The sequence below is a fragment of the Natrinema salsiterrestre genome, assembly GCF_029502005.1.
GTDB classification, from domain to species: Archaea; Halobacteriota; Halobacteria; order Halobacteriales; family Natrialbaceae; genus Natrinema; species Natrinema salsiterrestre.
The window spans coordinates 15284-32832 of the sequence record NZ_JAMQOT010000009.1 but is presented as its reverse complement, the minus strand read 5'-3'; the positions used below and the strand labels follow the sequence as shown (position 1 = coordinate 32832).

The following is a 17549-nucleotide window of genomic DNA, read 5'->3' as shown; positions in this document are numbered from 1 at the left end:
AACCGATAATATCGTCATAAAACTGCGCGCACAGGACTGATCTGGTTTCGTCACTCTCTTTCATCATGCCCTTTCGACCAGGGACTCTCATCGGTCGAATCTGTCGATGATCGCCCAACCTTGTAGACGCCACGAGCGGTCGCCACGTGGGTATCGTCCCCATCGTGAACATCGATATCAACCGTGGCAACCTGGCCTCCATTTCGAACGACCGTCGCGATCGCTTGGAGATCGCTGCGTGCCGGTGCTAGGTAATCGATGCGCATATCGACTGTTGGGCAGATTTCTTCGGCGGCAGAAACAATCGCCATCCCGCCAACATGGTCCGCCAGCGCGTAGGTCACACCGCCGTGTGCGATTTCGGTGTGGGGGTTCGACGAGAGTTCATCGCGAAACGGAAGTCGTGCTTCGGCATATCCCTCCTCCGCTTCGATCAATTCAATCCCAAGGAGTTGTGCGAACGGATTTGAGTCCGTAATTGTGAATGGATCCATCAGGTTCGATCTCAACGTTGAGATAAAAAGCATCTGGGTCAAAGAGAGGCGGTATTCAGGTCAGGAATGAACTACCCACCTACTTCGCTCGTCCTGCGGACTCGCTCGTTGAGGAGAGGTTTCTGAATTAAAACATTATGCGTGGGGTTTCTGAGCGTCAATGTCGAAAATCGCTAGCTTTAACGGTTGTATGGACCAGATCTAATTAGTCATTCATAGAGGTTAAACTGGTTACGAGAGTGAGTTCCTTGACCTACTGGGCCGAGGTAAAGCTTGATACCAGTACAGAGTGTTCCGTCTCCTACACCACCAGATCATGAATCGTGTTCAGTAAACGCATCACCTGCATCTTTGGCCATTTCTTTCGCTTCGATATGAGAGTAGGAGTCCCGGACTACCTCCTCACTATTGTCTAAGAGACGGGCAGCAGCAGTAAAACCGCGTTGTCGAACCATCACCTCACCGGCACCACGTCGGCCACCGTGTGGGGCGAGATACCCGTGTTTCCCCTCGAGTTCGAGATCTGCGTCCTCACAGAGCCGTCGCATGATCCGACGAGCGCCATCAGTGTTGATCGAGGGAGGTGCCAGTTCGTACTCCCGAAGGGCCTCAAACACCTCGAGCTGGCCGGTGAGATCGTCGACGACCGGCTCGATTCTTTCTTCTGACCATCCGTGTTCGTTCCGGAGTCCAGTCCGAAGGGTCTCGTAGAGCGTCGGAAGGTGAAACGTCGGAAATACGGGCCAGTCATCGGCAGCGGGATCGAGCAAATCTTTGTATCGTCGCATAGGATTTATGGCCTGCTCAGTCAGCGAACGATCGGACCAGTCTTGTTTCTTCGAGAGGACGGTCATCTTCCGGTCCTCGAAAGAAACATCATCCCACCGAAGCCCAGTACGGCGATCGTCTTTCGGGTCTGCGAAAATTTCGCCCCCGCGAACACCGGAGTAGCACAGGACGTAGACGAGCGCCCGGTCGCGGAACTCTCTAATCGCATCCAGCCCTTTTTCCTCGGCAGCATCGTGAGCACGTGCATCGACGTGACGTGTGATCAACAGTCGATGTTCATCGGTCCAGGCCTGCTGATCCCCGGATCGACGTCCGTCGTTCTCCGGAAGCGGTTCCTTTGCGACGTTGCGCTGTGCGTAATTCGCTTCGAGGAGCCCTTCCCGAACGCACCAGCCGACGTAGGCGCTGACCTGTGCGTAATACGTCTGAACCGTTCCCGGCGCGAGATCCCGTCCCGTGAGCTCACGGGCGTACCGTCGGAACGTTCGTTCGTCCAAGTCGTCGAACGTTTCCCCCGACTGAGAATCTTCCTCGAGCCACTCGAGGAAGTCCTCGACGCAGCGCTCGAGGTTTCGTCGGTAGTTCCCACTTCTCTCGCCACCTTTCGATTTCGATCGAAGGAACTCCTCGAGCGGGTCGGCGACCGCCGCCGAATCGGAATTCACGGCCGATCACCCTCGAGAGCCGATTTCTTGCTGGATTCCATCGTTCGTGATTCACAGAGGGAGTGGACACTCATAAAACCACACTTGATTATTGAGCTAATCAAGTGTGATTGGGTATCGGGCCTATTGTAACAATAACACCGGATAGAAGCCACAAAACGGCCGAATTCTAATCAATAAACTAAATATCGCTATACAAAATTGTGGGGCGGGGTTGAGACTACAGCAGGTATAGCGAGGCTGTAATGCGCGGTTTCAGCCGAACCGGGGAGCGGAAACTGCTTCAGACGCTCTCCAAACGGGCGTTCTTGTTGGTTTGGTAACTGACTCGGAGATTTCTGAGAGCCCGGATAGTGTAGCCACTCAGACGCCGCGCTACCACGATATAGTTCCCCCACTACCTGATTCCTGTTTCCTTTTTCGGCAGCGTGTTATCAGCCCCAGAGATCTCGAGTAGTTGTGACAGTGCAATCAATCACCACGCTATTTTGATTTAGCACCGAAAATACCAATATGGCCAGCGTATTTGTAGGGATACCACTAATGGAGCGAGATGACTTCGATGAGGCAGCTCCCTGTGAAATCGTGCCCAAGACGACACCGAAGGGAACATATTCGGCATTCCTGCCTGACTCACTTTCTCTACCTGAGTTCGTATTTCAATGCACGACGCTCGGAGTACGTTGATCACCTACTGGCAGTCAGTCAGCGTGGTGAGTGGGAAGAGTGGTTGCTGTTCTTTCTGCGTGGTGTGCAGTCACAGATAACGAGGCTCATCAACGAGCGAACTTAACGGTCGATCTTCGAGAGGACTACCAACAGCGCTACCAGAGCGAGCGATCGGGGAATATCCTCCAACTGGTCATGCAACTGTTCGAAGATCCATACCTCGACGTGAACACAGCAGCCGACTGGTTGGATGTCGAATACAGTACGGAGAATCGACTCGTTGGACAGCTCGAAGAAGACGGGATACTCGAAGAACTCACTAGGAAAAAGCGCAATCGTTTTTACCGTGCAAGCGAAGTCTTCGAGATCATTAACAAACCAATCGACCAGCTTTAGATTATAGCGCACGTTCTCGAGGTGTCTCGTCGGGGGTCATGATTCCTCGTTCGCGTATTGGTACGTCGGACGAACATCCTCGAGGAGCTCGTCGACCATTTCCCAGAGGATCAGGGAGGGAGTTTCGTGTTCGAATGTAATTCCCCAGCGGTTCTCCTCATCGGCGGCAGAGTATTGGAAATGCGCCCGCCCGAGAGCGGGATGGTCCTCATCTTGGTGCCAGCCAGCGTGAAACCCCGTATTTGGGTCAGTGTAATTGACTCGAAACCAATCATGAGGGTCCTGCCGATACCACTTGACAGTCAGTTCTGGCGAATCAGGGCCTGTCGGGGGGTCAAGGCGGACCGGATCGAAACTCGCTCGCAGCTGCTTGGCCTCGATATCGTCGGGAACGTATTCGACCAAACTGATTTGTGGCATACGGTCGAGGACGTCATGTTTCAGCAGGGCGTAGAGATTCGCGTTCGGGTCGCTACCCGGATGCGGGACCGACATCCGTTAGCTGTTGGCCTCAGTCGACTCTGACGTCGGAGCGAGAAAATCCCATTCACGGATGGCGAACCCGACAATTTTGATGCGCCGCTGGAGGTGCTCCCACTCGCATGCGATCTCACGACGACGATTTTCCTCGTCGGCATCCAGAGTCTCGTCAGCGAGCGTCCCGCGAAGCTGGTTCGGTGACTCGACATTAAATTCGTCCCCCCAGTCCCGTATCTGTGCCTTCATTTCGGCGAGGCGGTCCGTGAGCTCCTCGACGGTGTGACCGCTGTCCCGTAGCCGCATTGCCTCCTGCATCGCTTGGCGGCGGTAATCAGGGTAATACGTCGTATGGGTGCCGCTTTCGTCACGATGGAGAATGCCATCGTCGACGAGCCGTTCGAGGACGCGTTTGGTCGGCTCGTGTGACCAGCCCGCCTCGGAAGCGATCCAGTTGGCTGTCCGTGGCTCAGATAGTTGCCGAACAACCATCCGAACACGGTCTTCGCCCGTAGTCTGGCGTTTCATCAGGCCCTCGGAGTTCGATCCATCTTCGGTCATGCAATTCAGTTCGTGCTCTATCTTAATATAGGTTGAGGTAATTAGTCCTATATCGAAATTATTGGCTCGCCATCTCCTCGACTTTGGCTGAGGTGGGCCAGAGCAAACTCTGAGACCGGTTTTGGCGGTATTGGCGGCTTTACCCAAGGGAAGCAGCATCGTAAGATGGTTCCACGATTCGTGCTTACCGGGCGGCGACGGGGTGGACGTCGATCGAATCGACTGGCGAGTAGAATTAAGTCAATACTACCGTGAACCCACGGTGAAAGTATCGATGCAGGAAGTCCCTGAAAACCCCTGTGGCGTGTGTATGTCGCGTTTCTCGGCGTCCTCTTCGTCGGTAGGCTCTATTGAGTGTATGTGTTCGCGGCGCGCGAAGACTGTTGTCAGTCTCAGGGGGGAATAAAGTCCTTCTAGGTCGAGATTTTTGCACATCCCTGATATCCAATATATTATAGCTATTAGAATAAAATATAAGTATTAGCTATTCGAATGTGTCTACTGTGGTTGAACACTCACAATCACGAAGATTGACGAATCGACGTAAGTTCATCAGTAGTGCAGCGCTCTCTGGTTCTTTACTGGCGAGTGGTGCTGGACTCGTCGGCGCCTCATCGGAGTCGCTGAATGCACACACGATCCAGATTCGACGCAATATCGGTGACCCGCTTGCAGAGGAAGAAATTGAACGCAAACGGACCGAGGCAATTGAACAATGGCAACAACAGAGACGGCTTTCAGACCCGAACCTCGTCTTCTCGCTCCCTTCAACGAATGAGGTCAGCGGTGAGATCTACGCTTATAATTTCGAGATCACCCCGAACGGGACTCCTGTCCAACATACCGGACGAATGGTCCGTGATCCAGTTCAGGGAGAAGAAAAAGATTACTACCTCTCAAAGAACAAACTCAACCAAGACATCACTACCCTCCACAGCGAGGCCGATCGCAAAGCGAATAGAGACTTGACCTACCAAACCGATACTCCCGTGACTGTGTCCGATCTGACGACCCAGTCTCAAGATGACCCAACAATTGAGAAAGACGTAGAGAACTGGTCGGTGGTAGGGAACGACTCGTCCTCCGTATGGAGGCGGCCTGCGGGTATCATTCGATATGAATTAATACACAGGGAGAACACCAATACTGGACACCATGCGATGCAGATGGAACATGATATGGAAGCTGGCCATCAAAAACATGAAAAAGGACGTTGGGAAGACGGTAAATTCTGGCGGAATCGGAAAGAAAAGGTGTTCAACGATTGGGGAAGTGGACAGCTGAACGCAGAGTACGAGGCTGACGTTCCCCATAACGATCCCGACGAGAGTATTGACAGTAGATCATACAGTTTCTCTGCTGGATTTCCATCCGGAGTAAATGGATCGATCGGCTATACATATTCACAAGACGCAATCGACGTCACGAACAAAACGAGTTCGTCGATCGAGAAGTGTCAGTGGGACATGGAGTGCTTCGGCGACGACGTCCAAGATCACCGAGCATACTGGGAACCAATGAGTGTCTGCTGGTGTAATCTGGAGGAGATCCCGCGATGTCCCAACGCAAACATCACGGCGCTTTCTGCAAAATTCGATGCCACGTGGCGGAATCCGTACGCAGAACCTGACTGTGATTGGCCAATCGGCTGCGAAGCCTACGAAACCGTGACCCACGACAAAACATTCGAACTCAAATACTGCTAACACCATATGACGGAGGTTTCGAAGCGTCGGTTGCTCGCCGCGTGCTCGACAATAGCGGTGGGTAGTGCCGGGTGTGTCGATTTCGATTCCCGTTCCGACTCCCAGATTGACACTGTGTCGGCTACTGGCGACGGGCTTGAGAAGTGTTCCTCCGTTACGGGCGACTGGCTGACCTTTCAGGGAGACCACCGAAATACTGGCCATTCCAGTACCGTTGGACCGATCAGGTCCGATCCCACACGGACAACCATCGCCGCTGACGTCTACACGCGACATACTGACTTCGTTCCCCTCGTCACAGCGACAGGCATCGTGACCGTAACCCGGAACGGTCTCGCCTTGGTCGACCCCGCATCTGGCGAGCGACTCTGGGAGTATACTCCCAACGGGCCCATCAGGCACACTCCAACGATCGGATGTGGTGCCGTCTACGTGCAGAGTCTCCACAAAAAGCACTGCATTGATCTTGCGAGCGGTGAACTGTACTGGAGACAGAATACGGGCTCTGCAGGCCGAACTGGCTCGTTCGTGATGGATAGCGAACGGTTGTTCACCTGGCCTGGCATCCGGGTGTACGACCTCACGACCGGTACCCGTCGACAGCGACGCTTTGTCAACTCCGGCGTCCAGGGGCTGGCACTCGATGAGAACGCCCTCTATGCGATGATCGCAGCGAACGATCAAGGGCGGCTCGAAGCTTTCGACCCTGCGACGGGCAAGCGCCAGTGGCGAAACGATACTGTTGGGGAGTCATACAGACCGCCAGTGGTCGCCCACGGGCACGCGTACAGTGCTTCGACTAACGGAATCGTCACGGCAGTAGACATTACGAGCGGAGAGACAGCGTGGCAACACGACCTCGCTCTCGACGAGCTGTCCAGCATGGTCGGCGTCTACGAGGACGAGACAGTATACGTTCCGACTGGGACTGTCAAGAAAGTCGTCGCACTCAACGCGGAGACAGGCAAACCTCGCTGGCAAACACCAGTAGCAGGCGGTGCCTTCTATGCTCCAATCGTCGGGGACGAACTACTGTATGTTCCCACGGGCGGGACGTTAGCGGCAATCGACCGACGAACAGGTGTTAAACAGTGGGAGATCGATACGGTCATGAACGCAGAACTGGCCGCATCAAGCGAGGGACTCTACGCAGTCAACGGATCGGATCTTGTCCGGTTCTCTTGACCGGTGTCGGTACCTCCCTAGTCCCACATACATCTGAGATTCTTATCTAAGACAGACATCTAAGACAGATCTACTCCCAATAAAATGTTGCTTGACTCCGAGGACGAGTCGCTCACGCGGTTCAATCGGTTAATTTGCTCTCAAGGGTGGTGCAAGAGTGGGTTCAAACCCGGCTATAATGGATCTCAGGGCAGCCGGGGTTCGTGATGTCCGATATTGAGATGACAACTGAGAACCGCTTGAGGCTAACCATGAGATACCCAGCCTGCTCTCAGTGGAGAGTCCGTGAGATAGTATCTCGAGCGACTTGACCCAGAGGCAGTTTAATCGAAATCGTAGCCCCATTCTCGAAGCTGATCGGCGACCTCGTCGATCTGCTCGAGGCCAACCAAGAGGGCAGCTTCACGAAGATCAGCTTTTTTTACTGATTCTCCAAGTACGTTACCGACGTCCGTCCGAGCCTCACGCTGCCGATCGAGCGTCGACTGCTGCAGGTGGAGCTGCACTGTCTTTGCGCGCCCGTCGGTAATACTGTCGCGCTCGTAGATCCAGGGGAGGCCGTTGCCGACTGACGGTGACTCAGTGCGATCGGTGTCTCGGCGCTGGTCACGGTTCACACTGGACTCGGCACGGGGCTCCGTATCGTCCGTCGGTGACGGTTCAGGGTCACTGGGGTCATCGTTGTCATCGTCGCTGTCACCGCTATTGCTGAACGGATCCCCAGCACTCCCGCTCTTGAACCCGGTCATGCATCCACCTCGAGCGTGCCGGGTTCTGGCGGGTTCGGTGCCTCGACGTCAGACTCGTCCTCGAGATAGCGTGCGATCCGATCGTACTGGGCCAGCGTCTCGATCTCGTAGTCACGTTGACGACTACGGTGCTCTTGGACATACTGGAACGCCGAACACTGCTTTCGCCAGCATCCCTCGAGCATCGATGTTCGGTCACCGATGATTTCGGGCGTGGGGAACTCGATCGCGTCGATGACGTCGCGCTGGTCGTTCGTATTCTTGAAGCCATTTGGCACGGCAGCCAGCACGCCCACCTCGATGTTCAGCTTGTCGGCGAAGTTCGTCGCGAGCTCCTCGAGGCCTTCGACGGAGGCCTCGCCCTTCGCCGACGGTTCGACTGGGATCACCAAGTTGCGCGTCGCGTAGATCGCGTTGTAGAGGTGGTCAGACTCGGTCGCCGGCGGATCGCAGATCAAGACGTCGTAGTGATCCGCGATACCAGCGTCTGCGAGGACACGCTGGAGCTGTGCGTAGATGTTGTACGCGTCACCGAAGTCCTCAGCCTTCTTTTGTTCCCGAGCGAGGTGATCCGAGAGATCCGAGAGCATGTTGTGCTCCGGGATGATATCGACACCCCCCGCAGTTCGGACGAGGCTCTCGAAGGGTCCCTTCGGTGCGTTGACCATGTGCCGGACGAGGTTGTCCGCGTCGCTATTTGCTCGATCATCGTCGACGCCGAACAGTCGACTGAGATCGCCGTCCTGCGGATCTAGCGGGACGACCAGCGGTTTGAGGCCGGCACGAGCGTGCGCGGCCGCCAAATTTGCTGTCAGTGATGTTTTTCCGACGCCACCTGCTTCGGAGTAGACCGTGTATGAGAGCATACTATCTCCGAGGAGTTACTGAGATATGAAAGTTCGCAAGACAAGGTATGTAAGAACGACAGGTGAGTAAGATATCTTAGACACTAATCTAAGATTCTTAGATGAGAACCCCAGATAACATATTCAGCTTGTTTAGCCCCCTAACGTGCAGGTTCTGGGGTGGACCACCAGTAAGAAATACATCAAAGATAGATATTTAAGTCAGACACCTATGTGACGTAGATAAGACTCTTAGATAAGGATCTTAGATTAGAACTATAGATTCTGGTCTCATCAAAGATGTGTACAACCTGTACCCGCTCTAGGGGAGAATCTCAGCTCGGAATGAACAACACTGCCAACTCGATCGAGCTGACCGTTTGTTAGGTATCATCTAGCAATTATAACGCCCTCGAGTCAGGTTCGCGTCGGAGTGCAATTCTAATTCGAATCAGTCGCTGCGACCATAGAACGAGTGATCCCCCGGCATGACAGGTACAAACCACTCCAATCTCGTTTTTGTATCCTTATCGAAGCACTACACCCTTGCTTTGGGGAAGGATTGACTACCTCACGGTCTCAAAGCATCATATGGTCTACCTCATCTCTGGGCTTAACTTCGATACCACGATCATCGTCAAACTCGGTAACCACATTCGAGAGTCCGTCAAAGCAAGGAGAGCTTCCCATATAGAATATCGGTATCATTTCGTCTTGCCGACAGAATATGGCGAACACGGTAGCCGCCTCAAGCGAGGCAAGAACAGTAAGAATTGGCAGGGATCCGTTTCAGGGGCATGACTGGCGACTCACCCACTGTCGACCGGTCGATTCATCTTCTCGTTGTCGGTGATATACACCTCCGTCCGACCGGCGAGTCCTTTCCCGTCACCGAGCTCCCTGTCACGGAACACGATCTCGTCGTTTCGATCGGCGACGTCATCGACGAAAACCGGGACCACGCAAAGTCCCCTGCGGCCGGCGACTCATACGAGGAGCGGGGTCGGGAGTTTTTCGAATACCTCGACACCTGCGAAGTACCTGTCGTAGCCATTCCTGGCAACCATGACCCGGTCGCCTGCACGCAACGATTGACCGACGGACTCGACTCCGTTACGCCGCTCCATCGAGCGTCTACCGATATCGGTACCAGAAATACGGACTATCACGTCGTCGGGTGGGGGTGTAAACAGTTCGACTTCCCGTCAGCACTTTTGACACCCGATTACCCGGACATACCGCTCGACGACAAAACACCTGAGACACCCGATACCGTAGCCCAAACGGTTCTCGAAGCTGCAGGTCGATACATCACGGGCTCTCTGACCCGTTCAGAACTGGCCGACCAGCTCGGTATCAAGGGAACAGATGCTGAGGATCACTTCCGAACGTCACTTGCGATGCTCGAGGAACGCTTCGAAGAGATAGTCGCGACGATTCGAGATGTGCCACAACCAGTCCTCTTGGCCAGCCACGTCTCTCCGTTCGCCGTTCCGTTCGACCGTCGTAAGCCACACGCTCATGACGGCGAGTACCACTTCGGGTCTCTCGGACTTCGACTCGCATTGATGGAGACAGGACCAGTAGCTTGCATCAGCGGCCACACCCATCAACAAGGTTTCTCCGTGGTCGAGACCGCGAACGGTCATACGTACGTCTACAACCCCGGTGCACCCGGCGTCGCAAGCGTGACGGTCGATGATACTGGGACCGTCCGAGTCGACGAACTGTTGTTGTGATGTGTTGACATCTGTCCGCTGTGTGCGTAGCAGTGGGGCAGAGTCCGTACCGGTTCACGAAACAATACCAAAAAGATACAGAGCAATCTTCGAGGCATCAGTTCTTAAAGATCAATAGATCTTTTTCATGTTAACATATGATTCATACTAATGCGTCTTCTCGTCTTTGGAGATACTCACCTCAAACCAAGCGGGAAATCTCTATCATACGAACAGTTAGAACTACCGCCGAATACGGATTGTATCGTCACCGTCGGCGATGTCGTCCACAGGACGACGTCCGAATCTATAGCTGCAGGAAAGGAGTTCATGAGTTCCCTCGATGATCTGGGAGTCCCGGTATACACTGTTCCGGGAAACCACGATCCGTTTCCGGATCACCGGTCCATGGTCGACGGACTCCCCTCTACGGAGGTGCTCCACGATACCGTCATCGAACTGCAAGGTGTCGATCTCGTCGGGTGGGGTTGTGGCCAGTTCGACGCCGAACCCGAAGTCAAATGTCGGGCGTTCGAGTCGCTCGACCCGCGAAACAAAAGTGAGGGTCGGCGTCACGCCGCCGATCGAAATGCCGCCCGACTCGAAGACGCCCTCTACGACTACATCACAGACGAAATCGGCGAAAACGGGGTCGCACACGAACTTGACATCAGTAAAACAGAACGCAAAGTGCTTGCAGACCAGTTGGCGGAGCTCGACCAGGTATTCGACCAACTCGATCGGCTGCTCGAGAGGGCGTCATCGCCGACACTACTTCTTACTCACGTGCCCCCGTATGGTCGTGTTTAGTTTGTAGCATTGTGCCAGACTGCGAAGGCTTAGAGCCAGGATTCAGCTGTTGACGGTTGTGCGTGACTGAAACAGTTTGAGAACGAAGAGGTACGACGTTTTATCTCGCGAAAGACACGTTCAGCAGCGTTCCGATTTCCATGTTTTTCGAATCGAAATCGGAGCCCAGATCGACGGAGTGCAGTCTGGAGATGTTTTGCTCCATCGACGAGAAACACAGCGTTCTCGACGTCGTGTTTCTCGGTCAGTTCCTGTAAAAACAGCTCTGTAAGAGCGGTCGTAGTTGTCGAAAACAGCCGTATATGGAGCAATTCGTTCGAGTTGGGAGCGACAGCAGCATACAGCCAGTACTGTTGATTGTCGATTCGAATCACCATCTCGTTGAGCGTAACGTGATTCGGTGACGCATCAGTGGCAGGCTGTAGATCACACTTGTGTATCCAATCGTGAACGGCCTTTCGAGATCGCTGGACACCGAACTTCTCTAATTCTCGAACGGTATTCGAAAGCGATAGTCCGGACAGATGGAGTCGAATACCCAACTCCATCAGTTGACGCGGTGTCCGCTCACGCTCCACAAAATCCAAATCAATCCAGCCGCTACTACCGTTGAGGCGTGCGATTTCTGCCATGAACCAGCTGGAAATCAGCACGCCTCACTTTTCACGCTTAACTAAACACCACCCCCCGTATGGGACGAAACTCGACAGGCACCATTCGATCGGGGAACGAACGGCAGACCTCGAGGGGCTACACGCCGGCTCTATCGCGTTGAAGTTGGCTCTTCGCGTACATCGGCCGGCGGTTACCCTTTCGGAGCATTCCCATCTGCGGGAATACGAGATTCTAGCCGACTCCGGGAGTCCCCTCCATATGCTCAATACAGGATACAAAGGGATCGCCACGGTGGAGTACGAGCCGCAAACGCAGGGATTCAGTTATGTAACTTGAACGTTCGGATTGGAAACTCAGCTATGCTAGTGTCGGTGGAATGTATCACTGGGTGACGGCACGTATCCACGACCTGAAATGAGAATATCCGTCCCAGAGTATTTATTCGTTTGAGACAATATGAGACGTATGCGAAGGCGATTGCTCGAGAAGGAGACGACCCGAAGGAGGGTCTGTATGGCTCTTGCGGTTATCGGCGGAACAAGTCTGGCCGGCTGTTCAGACGAGAATCCCGATCAATCAGAGTCATCGAACGAGGACACGACGTCGACGAACTCGGTGAATCCGGCCCAGTTGATCGAGGCGCATTCCGAAGCGGTGGCAGACACGAACTATACGGTATTCATCGAGAAGTACCGGGCCGAGGAGCAGGATCCACGGAAAGGAATCGAGTATCGGTATGATCCCGCCGAAAATCACTCTTGGATTAGCGAGACGTCTATACTCGACGAGCGGTCGTCGAACGCGGATCAATACTTCACTGAATCCACCCAAGAGGTCGCCTTGGGGCTCGACGGAGAGGTCCAGAACCGGAGCGAACTCGCGATCAATAACGGACCGCTATTTATCAATGGTGCCTCCGTATTCGACCGGCTGCTGGTAGGGGCCGAACTTCAGCCACTCGACGGTGGCGACGCCGATCAGTCCACGAGTCGGTATCAGATCACCGGAAATCGGCAGTTCGACGCCGCTGACGGCACAGTCCGAATCGGTGACAACGACATCATCGAGGAACTGGACGTCGAGTGGGAAGTATCCGGGACCACTCTCACCCTTCACTACGAAATGACAGACATTGGATCGACATCGATTGAATCAGTGCTCTAGCGGTCAGTCGACGACGTCGTTAACGTCTGTCCGGAGAGTTTCGAATTCGTCGTCCGTGTACGGCAGGTGATCGTCGAACTCCGAGCCCCGATTTCTCGCACCCGTATACACGATATCCCTCTCCAGATCGAGATTGCGGAAGGCGTCCACGTGAAGTCCCGATTCGCTGATGTCCTCGCCCTGTTCTGCCGCATTGATGACCTGATTTAGCGTGTTTCGCTTCTGTTGTGTCTTGGGTGACGACTCCAGCGTCACTTCGTGAATTTCTTCGACTCCCCACTCGGATTCGCCGTCTCCGAATTCGTCAGGGGATTTCTTCCGCACGAGGAGATTCTCGAACTCCGGGCTGCCGATGCGTTGATTGCCGCTTTTCCAGTTCGGGATGAGATACAGCCCGGGAGGGGCATCGTTGGGTAAGTTCTGGGGTCCCGGCACGACCATCTCGATGTCCCGCTCTCTGAGTAGTTGTGCGGCTCGAATTCGCTCTGCGAGTTCACCTCGCTGGGAAAAGGAGGCCGAAAGACTCCCTTTCGTCCGCCGATTCACGTATTTAACTGCGTTCACCATCCCCTGATACTGGGCGTGGAGGTGTACCGGGACGATCCCGACTTTTCGCGCCGGGTTCTCCGGTCGTCGGAGCGTCGCCAGATCGATCTGTCTCACCTGGAGCGTCGCCTTTGGATGTTCTATCCGTGAGAGCGCCGTCGAGAACTCGTCGGTCGCGCGCGAGAGTCGGGCCGAGCTCTTGGCGACGTCGGTCGCCTTGCCGATGCCTTTCCCGACGGCGAACTCAATCACGAGAGTCGTCGCGACGTAGTATCGATACCAGCCGATCCGAAACGCCCTGAAAAACCGCGTCTCCTCTTCGAACGGGTTGTCTTCTCGCTGGTCGTCTTCCAGGGCCGCTGCCAGTTCGTAGATGAGATATGCGATGATCTCCGGTTCGCTGCTGACGATTTCGTACGCCGTTTCGAGCGCGTCGATGAATTCCCCAAGGTCGAAATTATACAGCGCTGATAGAAAGTCCTCGATTCCCTCGAGGGTATCCCGGAGCGCCGCGATCGACCCTTTGATTTCGCCGTATTGTTCGGGTCGAGAGTGTACCGGACTCAGGGTGATCTCCGAGAGGTCGACGTTGCGGAACACGGCCGATAGAAAGTCGTTTTCCTCCTCGAGGTACTCACCCAGGGTTTCGTCATCGAGCGGTTCCGGCATCTGATTCGTCCGAATCGTCATCGTGCGTTCGATACTCAACCGGAGGGTTCCTCGCTGGATGAGCTCCCCGTTTTCGTCGCGCGTGACGATTTCGTACGGGCCATCTGGCACGAGCGACCCCAGTTCGAATCGACCGAGGTCGTCTGCCCGCGTCGATTCGTCCAGTTCCGGAATCGAAACCTCAGCGTTAGGAATCGTTCGGTGTCCTGATTCGGACAGGACGATCCCGGTGAAATCATCGACCGGATCAAACGTCAGTACTCGTCGATTTTCGCCACCGGTCAGGGATACTGTGGCGTCTTCCTCTTGGTGGCGTTCCTCCGAACTGGCCGTCACATCGTATTCGCCGGTCGGGACGTCGGTGAACCGCACCTCCCCGTTCGGGCCGGTCTCACGAGTATCGTCGAAGTCGTCCGAGACCGCGCGTACTCGAACCCGACTCCCGGACACTGGCTCGCCGCGCATGTCGTCCGTTCGAATCGTGACCGACGCACGCCTGTCGCCGGCGACCTCGAACGCGCTCTCTTCCGTGGATTCCGCGACGACTCGCTCGTCCGCACCGTCTTCGCTCGCCGCCTCGGCGAATAGATGAATATCGTACGTTCCCTCTGGTGCTCCGTCGGGTACTTCCCACTCGAGATTGACGTCGGCCATGAGATCGGGGGCGAAATCGTTTAGCTCGGCTACCTCAGACTCCGCTGAGAACTCCTGTGTTGGCTCCTCGACGGTGAACCCGGTAACGAATCGACGTGATTCGTCGCCCGTGTTCTCGAGGGTTATCGCAGTCGTGACGAGGTCACCGACGGCGTACGGTTCGGATCGCGACGGCAATTCGACCGTGTAGATTTCCGCGTCGATCTCCCCCGAGAGCACCTCGAACGCGTCGTAGACCAGCTCGTCGGCCAGACGGGTGTTCAACTCGTCGGGGTCGCTCTCCTCCCAGACCGAGACCTGCACGTCGTAGCTCCCCTCCGGCGCGTCGTCTTCGACTTCCCACTCGAGGGACATCGCCTCCGTCGCACCCCCCTCGAGCGAGACGGTCGTTCCCGTCGTCTCGTCGTTGTCGTACTCGTCTCCGTCGGGGCCATGGGGCGTGTAACCGACGAAAAAAGTGTTCACGGTCTCGCCCGTATTCTCGATATCGACCGATGCGGTGACGACGTCGCCCGAGTCGAACACCCCCGAATCGACGTCGATGCCAGCGATCGTCGCGTCGATCTCGTCGTCGGTTTCCTCGAGTTCGAACGCGTCGTCGACCCGCTCATCGGCGAGACGCGTGTACAACTCGTCAGGGTCGCGTTCCTCCCAGATCGAGACCTGCACGTCGTAGGTCCCTTCCGGTGCGTCGGGTTCGACCTCCCATTCGAGAGGTATCGACACCGATGTGCCAGCATCGAGTGCTGCACCTCCGCCGGTCGATCCGTCGTTGTCGTACTCGCGCCCGTCGGGGCCATGGACGGTGTAGCCGACGTAGAAGGTGTGGTCGGCGGTTCCCGTGTTCTCGACGTCGACGGTGGTCGTGACGACGTCGCCTTCTGCGTACGTCCCCAGTTCTGGGTTGACGTTGGCAATTGCGGCGTCGATCTCGCTGCGTTCCTCGGCTTCGAGTTCGAACGCTTCGTCCACCCACGCGTCGTCTAATCGCGTGTACAACGCGTCCGGATCGCTCTCTTCCCAGACCGAGACCCGCACGTCGTAGGTCCCCTCTGGCGCGTCGGGTTCGACCTCCCACGCGACGTCGACGTAGTCTTTGCTTCCACCGTCGAGCGCGACGGTGGTCCCGGTGGTCTCGTCGTTGTCGTACGCGCCCCCGTCGGGTCCGTGGACGGTGTAGCCGACGTAAAAGGTGTGGTCGGTGTTTCCCGTGTTCTCGACATCGACGGTGGTCGTGACGACGTCGCCTTCTGCGTACGTTCCCGATTCTGAGTTGACATCGGTGATCGTCGCCTCGAGCTCCTCCTCTTCGAGGTCGAACGCGTTATCGACCCACTCGTCGGCCAGTCGAGTGTACAACGCATTGGGGTCGCTCTCCTTCCAGACCGAGACTTGTACGTCGTAGGACCCCTCTGGCGCGTCGTCTTCGACTTCCCACTCGAGGGTTACTCCATCCCACCCTCCGGCGTCGATAGAGACCGCCGTGCCCGTCGTCTCGTTGTTGTCATAACTGTCACCATCTGGTCCGTGGACGGTGTAGCCGACGTAGAAGGTGTGGTCGGTGTTTCCGGTGTTCTCGACGTCGGCGGTGGTCGTGACGATATCGCCTTCTGTGAACGTCCCCGATTCTGAATTGACATCGGTGATCGTCGCCTCGAGTTCCTCCTCTCTGAGGTCGAACGCATTATCGGCCCACTCGTCGGCCAGTCGAGTGTACAACTCATTGGGGTCGTTCTCCTTCCAGACCGAGACTTGCACGTCGTAGGACCCCTCTGGCGCGTCGTCTTCGACTTCCCACTCGAGGGTTACTACGTCCCACCCCCCGGCGTCGATAGAGACCGGCGTACCTGTTGTCCCGTTGTTGTCATAACTGTCACCATCTGGTCCGTGGACGGTGTAGCCGACGTAGAAGGTGTGATCTTCGTCCCCCACGTTGTCGACCGTTACCGTCGTCGAAACGGTTTCACCAGTTGAATACGAACCAACATCTGGGTCTATCGAACGGATTTCGGCACGTGCCATGCGTTTGGTATCCCCCAATTACCTCTTGACAGTGACTGTCAGTTCCGGATACATATATCTGCTGCGTACATGTATATAGGCATACATTATCTGCCACGACGTAAGCAAATCCACGCTATTCTCGTCGTCGACACGATCGCAACGTTGCCGGCTTCCAGCGGGACCTTCGGTCCCGCCCAGCTGACTCCGACGTGGTTAGAGGTTTCGCGTCATCTCATTACGAGGTAGTAGAGTAGCTATCGATCTGCAAATGGTTCCGTCAGAGTGTTCCTTCTATTCGAATTCTCAAATAACTCATTCATCATCTTCTCGAGCTGAGCAGTGTCAACAAGCGGCTCTGGAGTAGACTGGATCAAATAACGACCGACTTTTCCGTTCGAGACGCCGTAGACGGTGACCTTCGGTGATTAATTGACCTCCCCACGCCCAGAAGGATGAGGAATCCCATGGTGGGATTCCCGCGTCTTCAGGCGCGGGAAGGAGTCAAGTGGTGTGCCGGCACGCCGGCATCGATGCTGCTCTCGATGAATCCGTAGTTATTGCTGAATAGCACGGCTTGCTTCCGACTGTTCTTTAGTAGTCGAACCGAATGTTGCCATCTTTCCAGAGAGTAAGTTTCCCATTATCAGAGAGCGTAGCGATGTCACAAAGACGCCGGTCGATGTACACGTCAGACGATCCAACCCGACAGAGCGTGATGATCCACTGACGTCCTCCCAGGAGTGAAGTCGTGGGGTTCCCGTCACGGACGGGGGGTCCACGAACTGGGGAGGTTCGCGGGTCCGTCAGTCTGCGTGGCGACCCGCGTTCTGGGT

At 55.5% G+C, this 17549-nt stretch carries 13 protein-coding genes and 1 pseudogene; 6 read left to right on the top strand and 8 right to left on the bottom strand.

Annotated features, from left to right (window positions below):
• Window positions 1-113 precede the first annotated feature (113 nt).
• Window positions 114-494: pseudogene (locus NDI89_RS19705) on the bottom strand (PaaI family thioesterase); the annotation flags it as partial.
• A 314-nt stretch (window positions 495-808) separates the two neighbouring features.
• Complete coding sequence (locus NDI89_RS19700) at window positions 809-1948, bottom strand: tyrosine-type recombinase/integrase (RefSeq protein ID WP_277524111.1); 1140 nt, start codon at window positions 1946-1948, stop codon at window positions 809-811.
• 726 nt (window positions 1949-2674) lie between these two features.
• On the opposite strand from NDI89_RS19700, the gene NDI89_RS19695 reads away from it, so the two are divergent.
• A complete protein-coding gene (locus NDI89_RS19695) occupies window positions 2675-3013 on the top strand; it encodes a hypothetical protein (RefSeq protein WP_277524109.1) in 339 nt (112 codons plus the stop codon).
• Between the two features lie 36 nt (window positions 3014-3049).
• On the opposite strand, the gene NDI89_RS19690 is transcribed toward NDI89_RS19695, so the two are convergent.
• The gene (locus NDI89_RS19690; protein ID WP_345781979.1) at window positions 3050-3508 is read right to left on the bottom strand and encodes a hypothetical protein; all 459 of its coding nucleotides are present in this window, start codon (window positions 3506-3508) and stop codon (window positions 3050-3052) included.
• 3 nt (window positions 3509-3511) lie between these two features.
• Window positions 3512-4051, bottom strand: a complete 540-nt coding sequence (locus NDI89_RS19685; RefSeq protein ID WP_277524105.1) for a DUF7342 family protein — start codon at window positions 4049-4051, stop codon at window positions 3512-3514.
• Between the two features lie 503 nt (window positions 4052-4554).
• On the opposite strand from NDI89_RS19685, the gene NDI89_RS19680 reads away from it, so the two are divergent.
• Window positions 4555-5757, top strand: coding sequence for a hypothetical protein (locus NDI89_RS19680; RefSeq protein ID WP_277524104.1), 1203 nt, complete (start codon window positions 4555-4557; stop codon window positions 5755-5757).
• 6 nt (window positions 5758-5763) lie between these two features.
• The gene (locus NDI89_RS19675; protein WP_277524102.1) at window positions 5764-6942 is read left to right on the top strand and encodes a PQQ-binding-like beta-propeller repeat protein; all 1179 of its coding nucleotides are present in this window, start codon (window positions 5764-5766) and stop codon (window positions 6940-6942) included.
• 323 nt (window positions 6943-7265) lie between these two features.
• Here NDI89_RS19675 and NDI89_RS19670 read toward each other — a convergent pair whose 3' ends face one another.
• Both NDI89_RS19670 and NDI89_RS19665 read right to left on the bottom strand, forming a co-directional pair.
• On the bottom strand, window positions 7266-7691 hold the full coding sequence (locus tag NDI89_RS19670; RefSeq protein ID WP_277524100.1) for a DUF7970 domain-containing protein: 426 nt from the start codon (window positions 7689-7691) through the stop codon (window positions 7266-7268).
• Complete coding sequence (locus NDI89_RS19665; RefSeq protein WP_277524098.1) at window positions 7688-8557, bottom strand: ParA family protein; 870 nt, start codon at window positions 8555-8557, stop codon at window positions 7688-7690. Before NDI89_RS19665 ends, NDI89_RS19670 begins: the two co-directional genes overlap by 4 nt.
• A gap of 776 nt (window positions 8558-9333) precedes the next feature.
• Here NDI89_RS19665 and NDI89_RS19660 point away from each other — a divergent pair.
• Together NDI89_RS19660 and NDI89_RS19655 are read left to right on the top strand one after the other, a co-directional pair.
• Window positions 9334-10275, top strand: coding sequence for a metallophosphoesterase family protein (locus NDI89_RS19660; RefSeq protein WP_277524096.1), 942 nt, complete (start codon window positions 9334-9336; stop codon window positions 10273-10275).
• A 150-nt stretch (window positions 10276-10425) separates the two neighbouring features.
• The gene (locus NDI89_RS19655) at window positions 10426-11064 is read left to right on the top strand and encodes a metallophosphoesterase family protein (RefSeq protein ID WP_277524094.1); all 639 of its coding nucleotides are present in this window, start codon (window positions 10426-10428) and stop codon (window positions 11062-11064) included.
• A gap of 29 nt (window positions 11065-11093) precedes the next feature.
• Here NDI89_RS19655 and NDI89_RS19650 read toward each other — a convergent pair whose 3' ends face one another.
• Window positions 11094-11696 (bottom strand): IS6 family transposase, encoded by a 603-nt coding sequence (locus NDI89_RS19650; RefSeq protein ID WP_277524090.1) that lies wholly within the window; start codon window positions 11694-11696, stop codon window positions 11094-11096.
• Between the two features lie 496 nt (window positions 11697-12192).
• Between NDI89_RS19650 and NDI89_RS19645 the strand changes: the two genes are divergently transcribed.
• Window positions 12193-12843 carry a hypothetical protein gene (locus tag NDI89_RS19645; RefSeq protein WP_277524088.1) on the top strand — a complete coding sequence of 217 codons (651 nt, stop codon included), beginning with the start codon at window positions 12193-12195 and terminating at the stop codon, window positions 12841-12843.
• A gap of 3 nt (window positions 12844-12846) precedes the next feature.
• Here the strand turns inward: NDI89_RS19645 and NDI89_RS19640 are convergent, their stop codons facing one another.
• The gene (locus NDI89_RS19640; RefSeq protein WP_277524086.1) at window positions 12847-16644 is read right to left on the bottom strand and encodes a carboxypeptidase regulatory-like domain-containing protein; all 3798 of its coding nucleotides are present in this window, start codon (window positions 16642-16644) and stop codon (window positions 12847-12849) included.
• Between the last annotated feature and the right edge of the window lie 905 nt (window positions 16645-17549).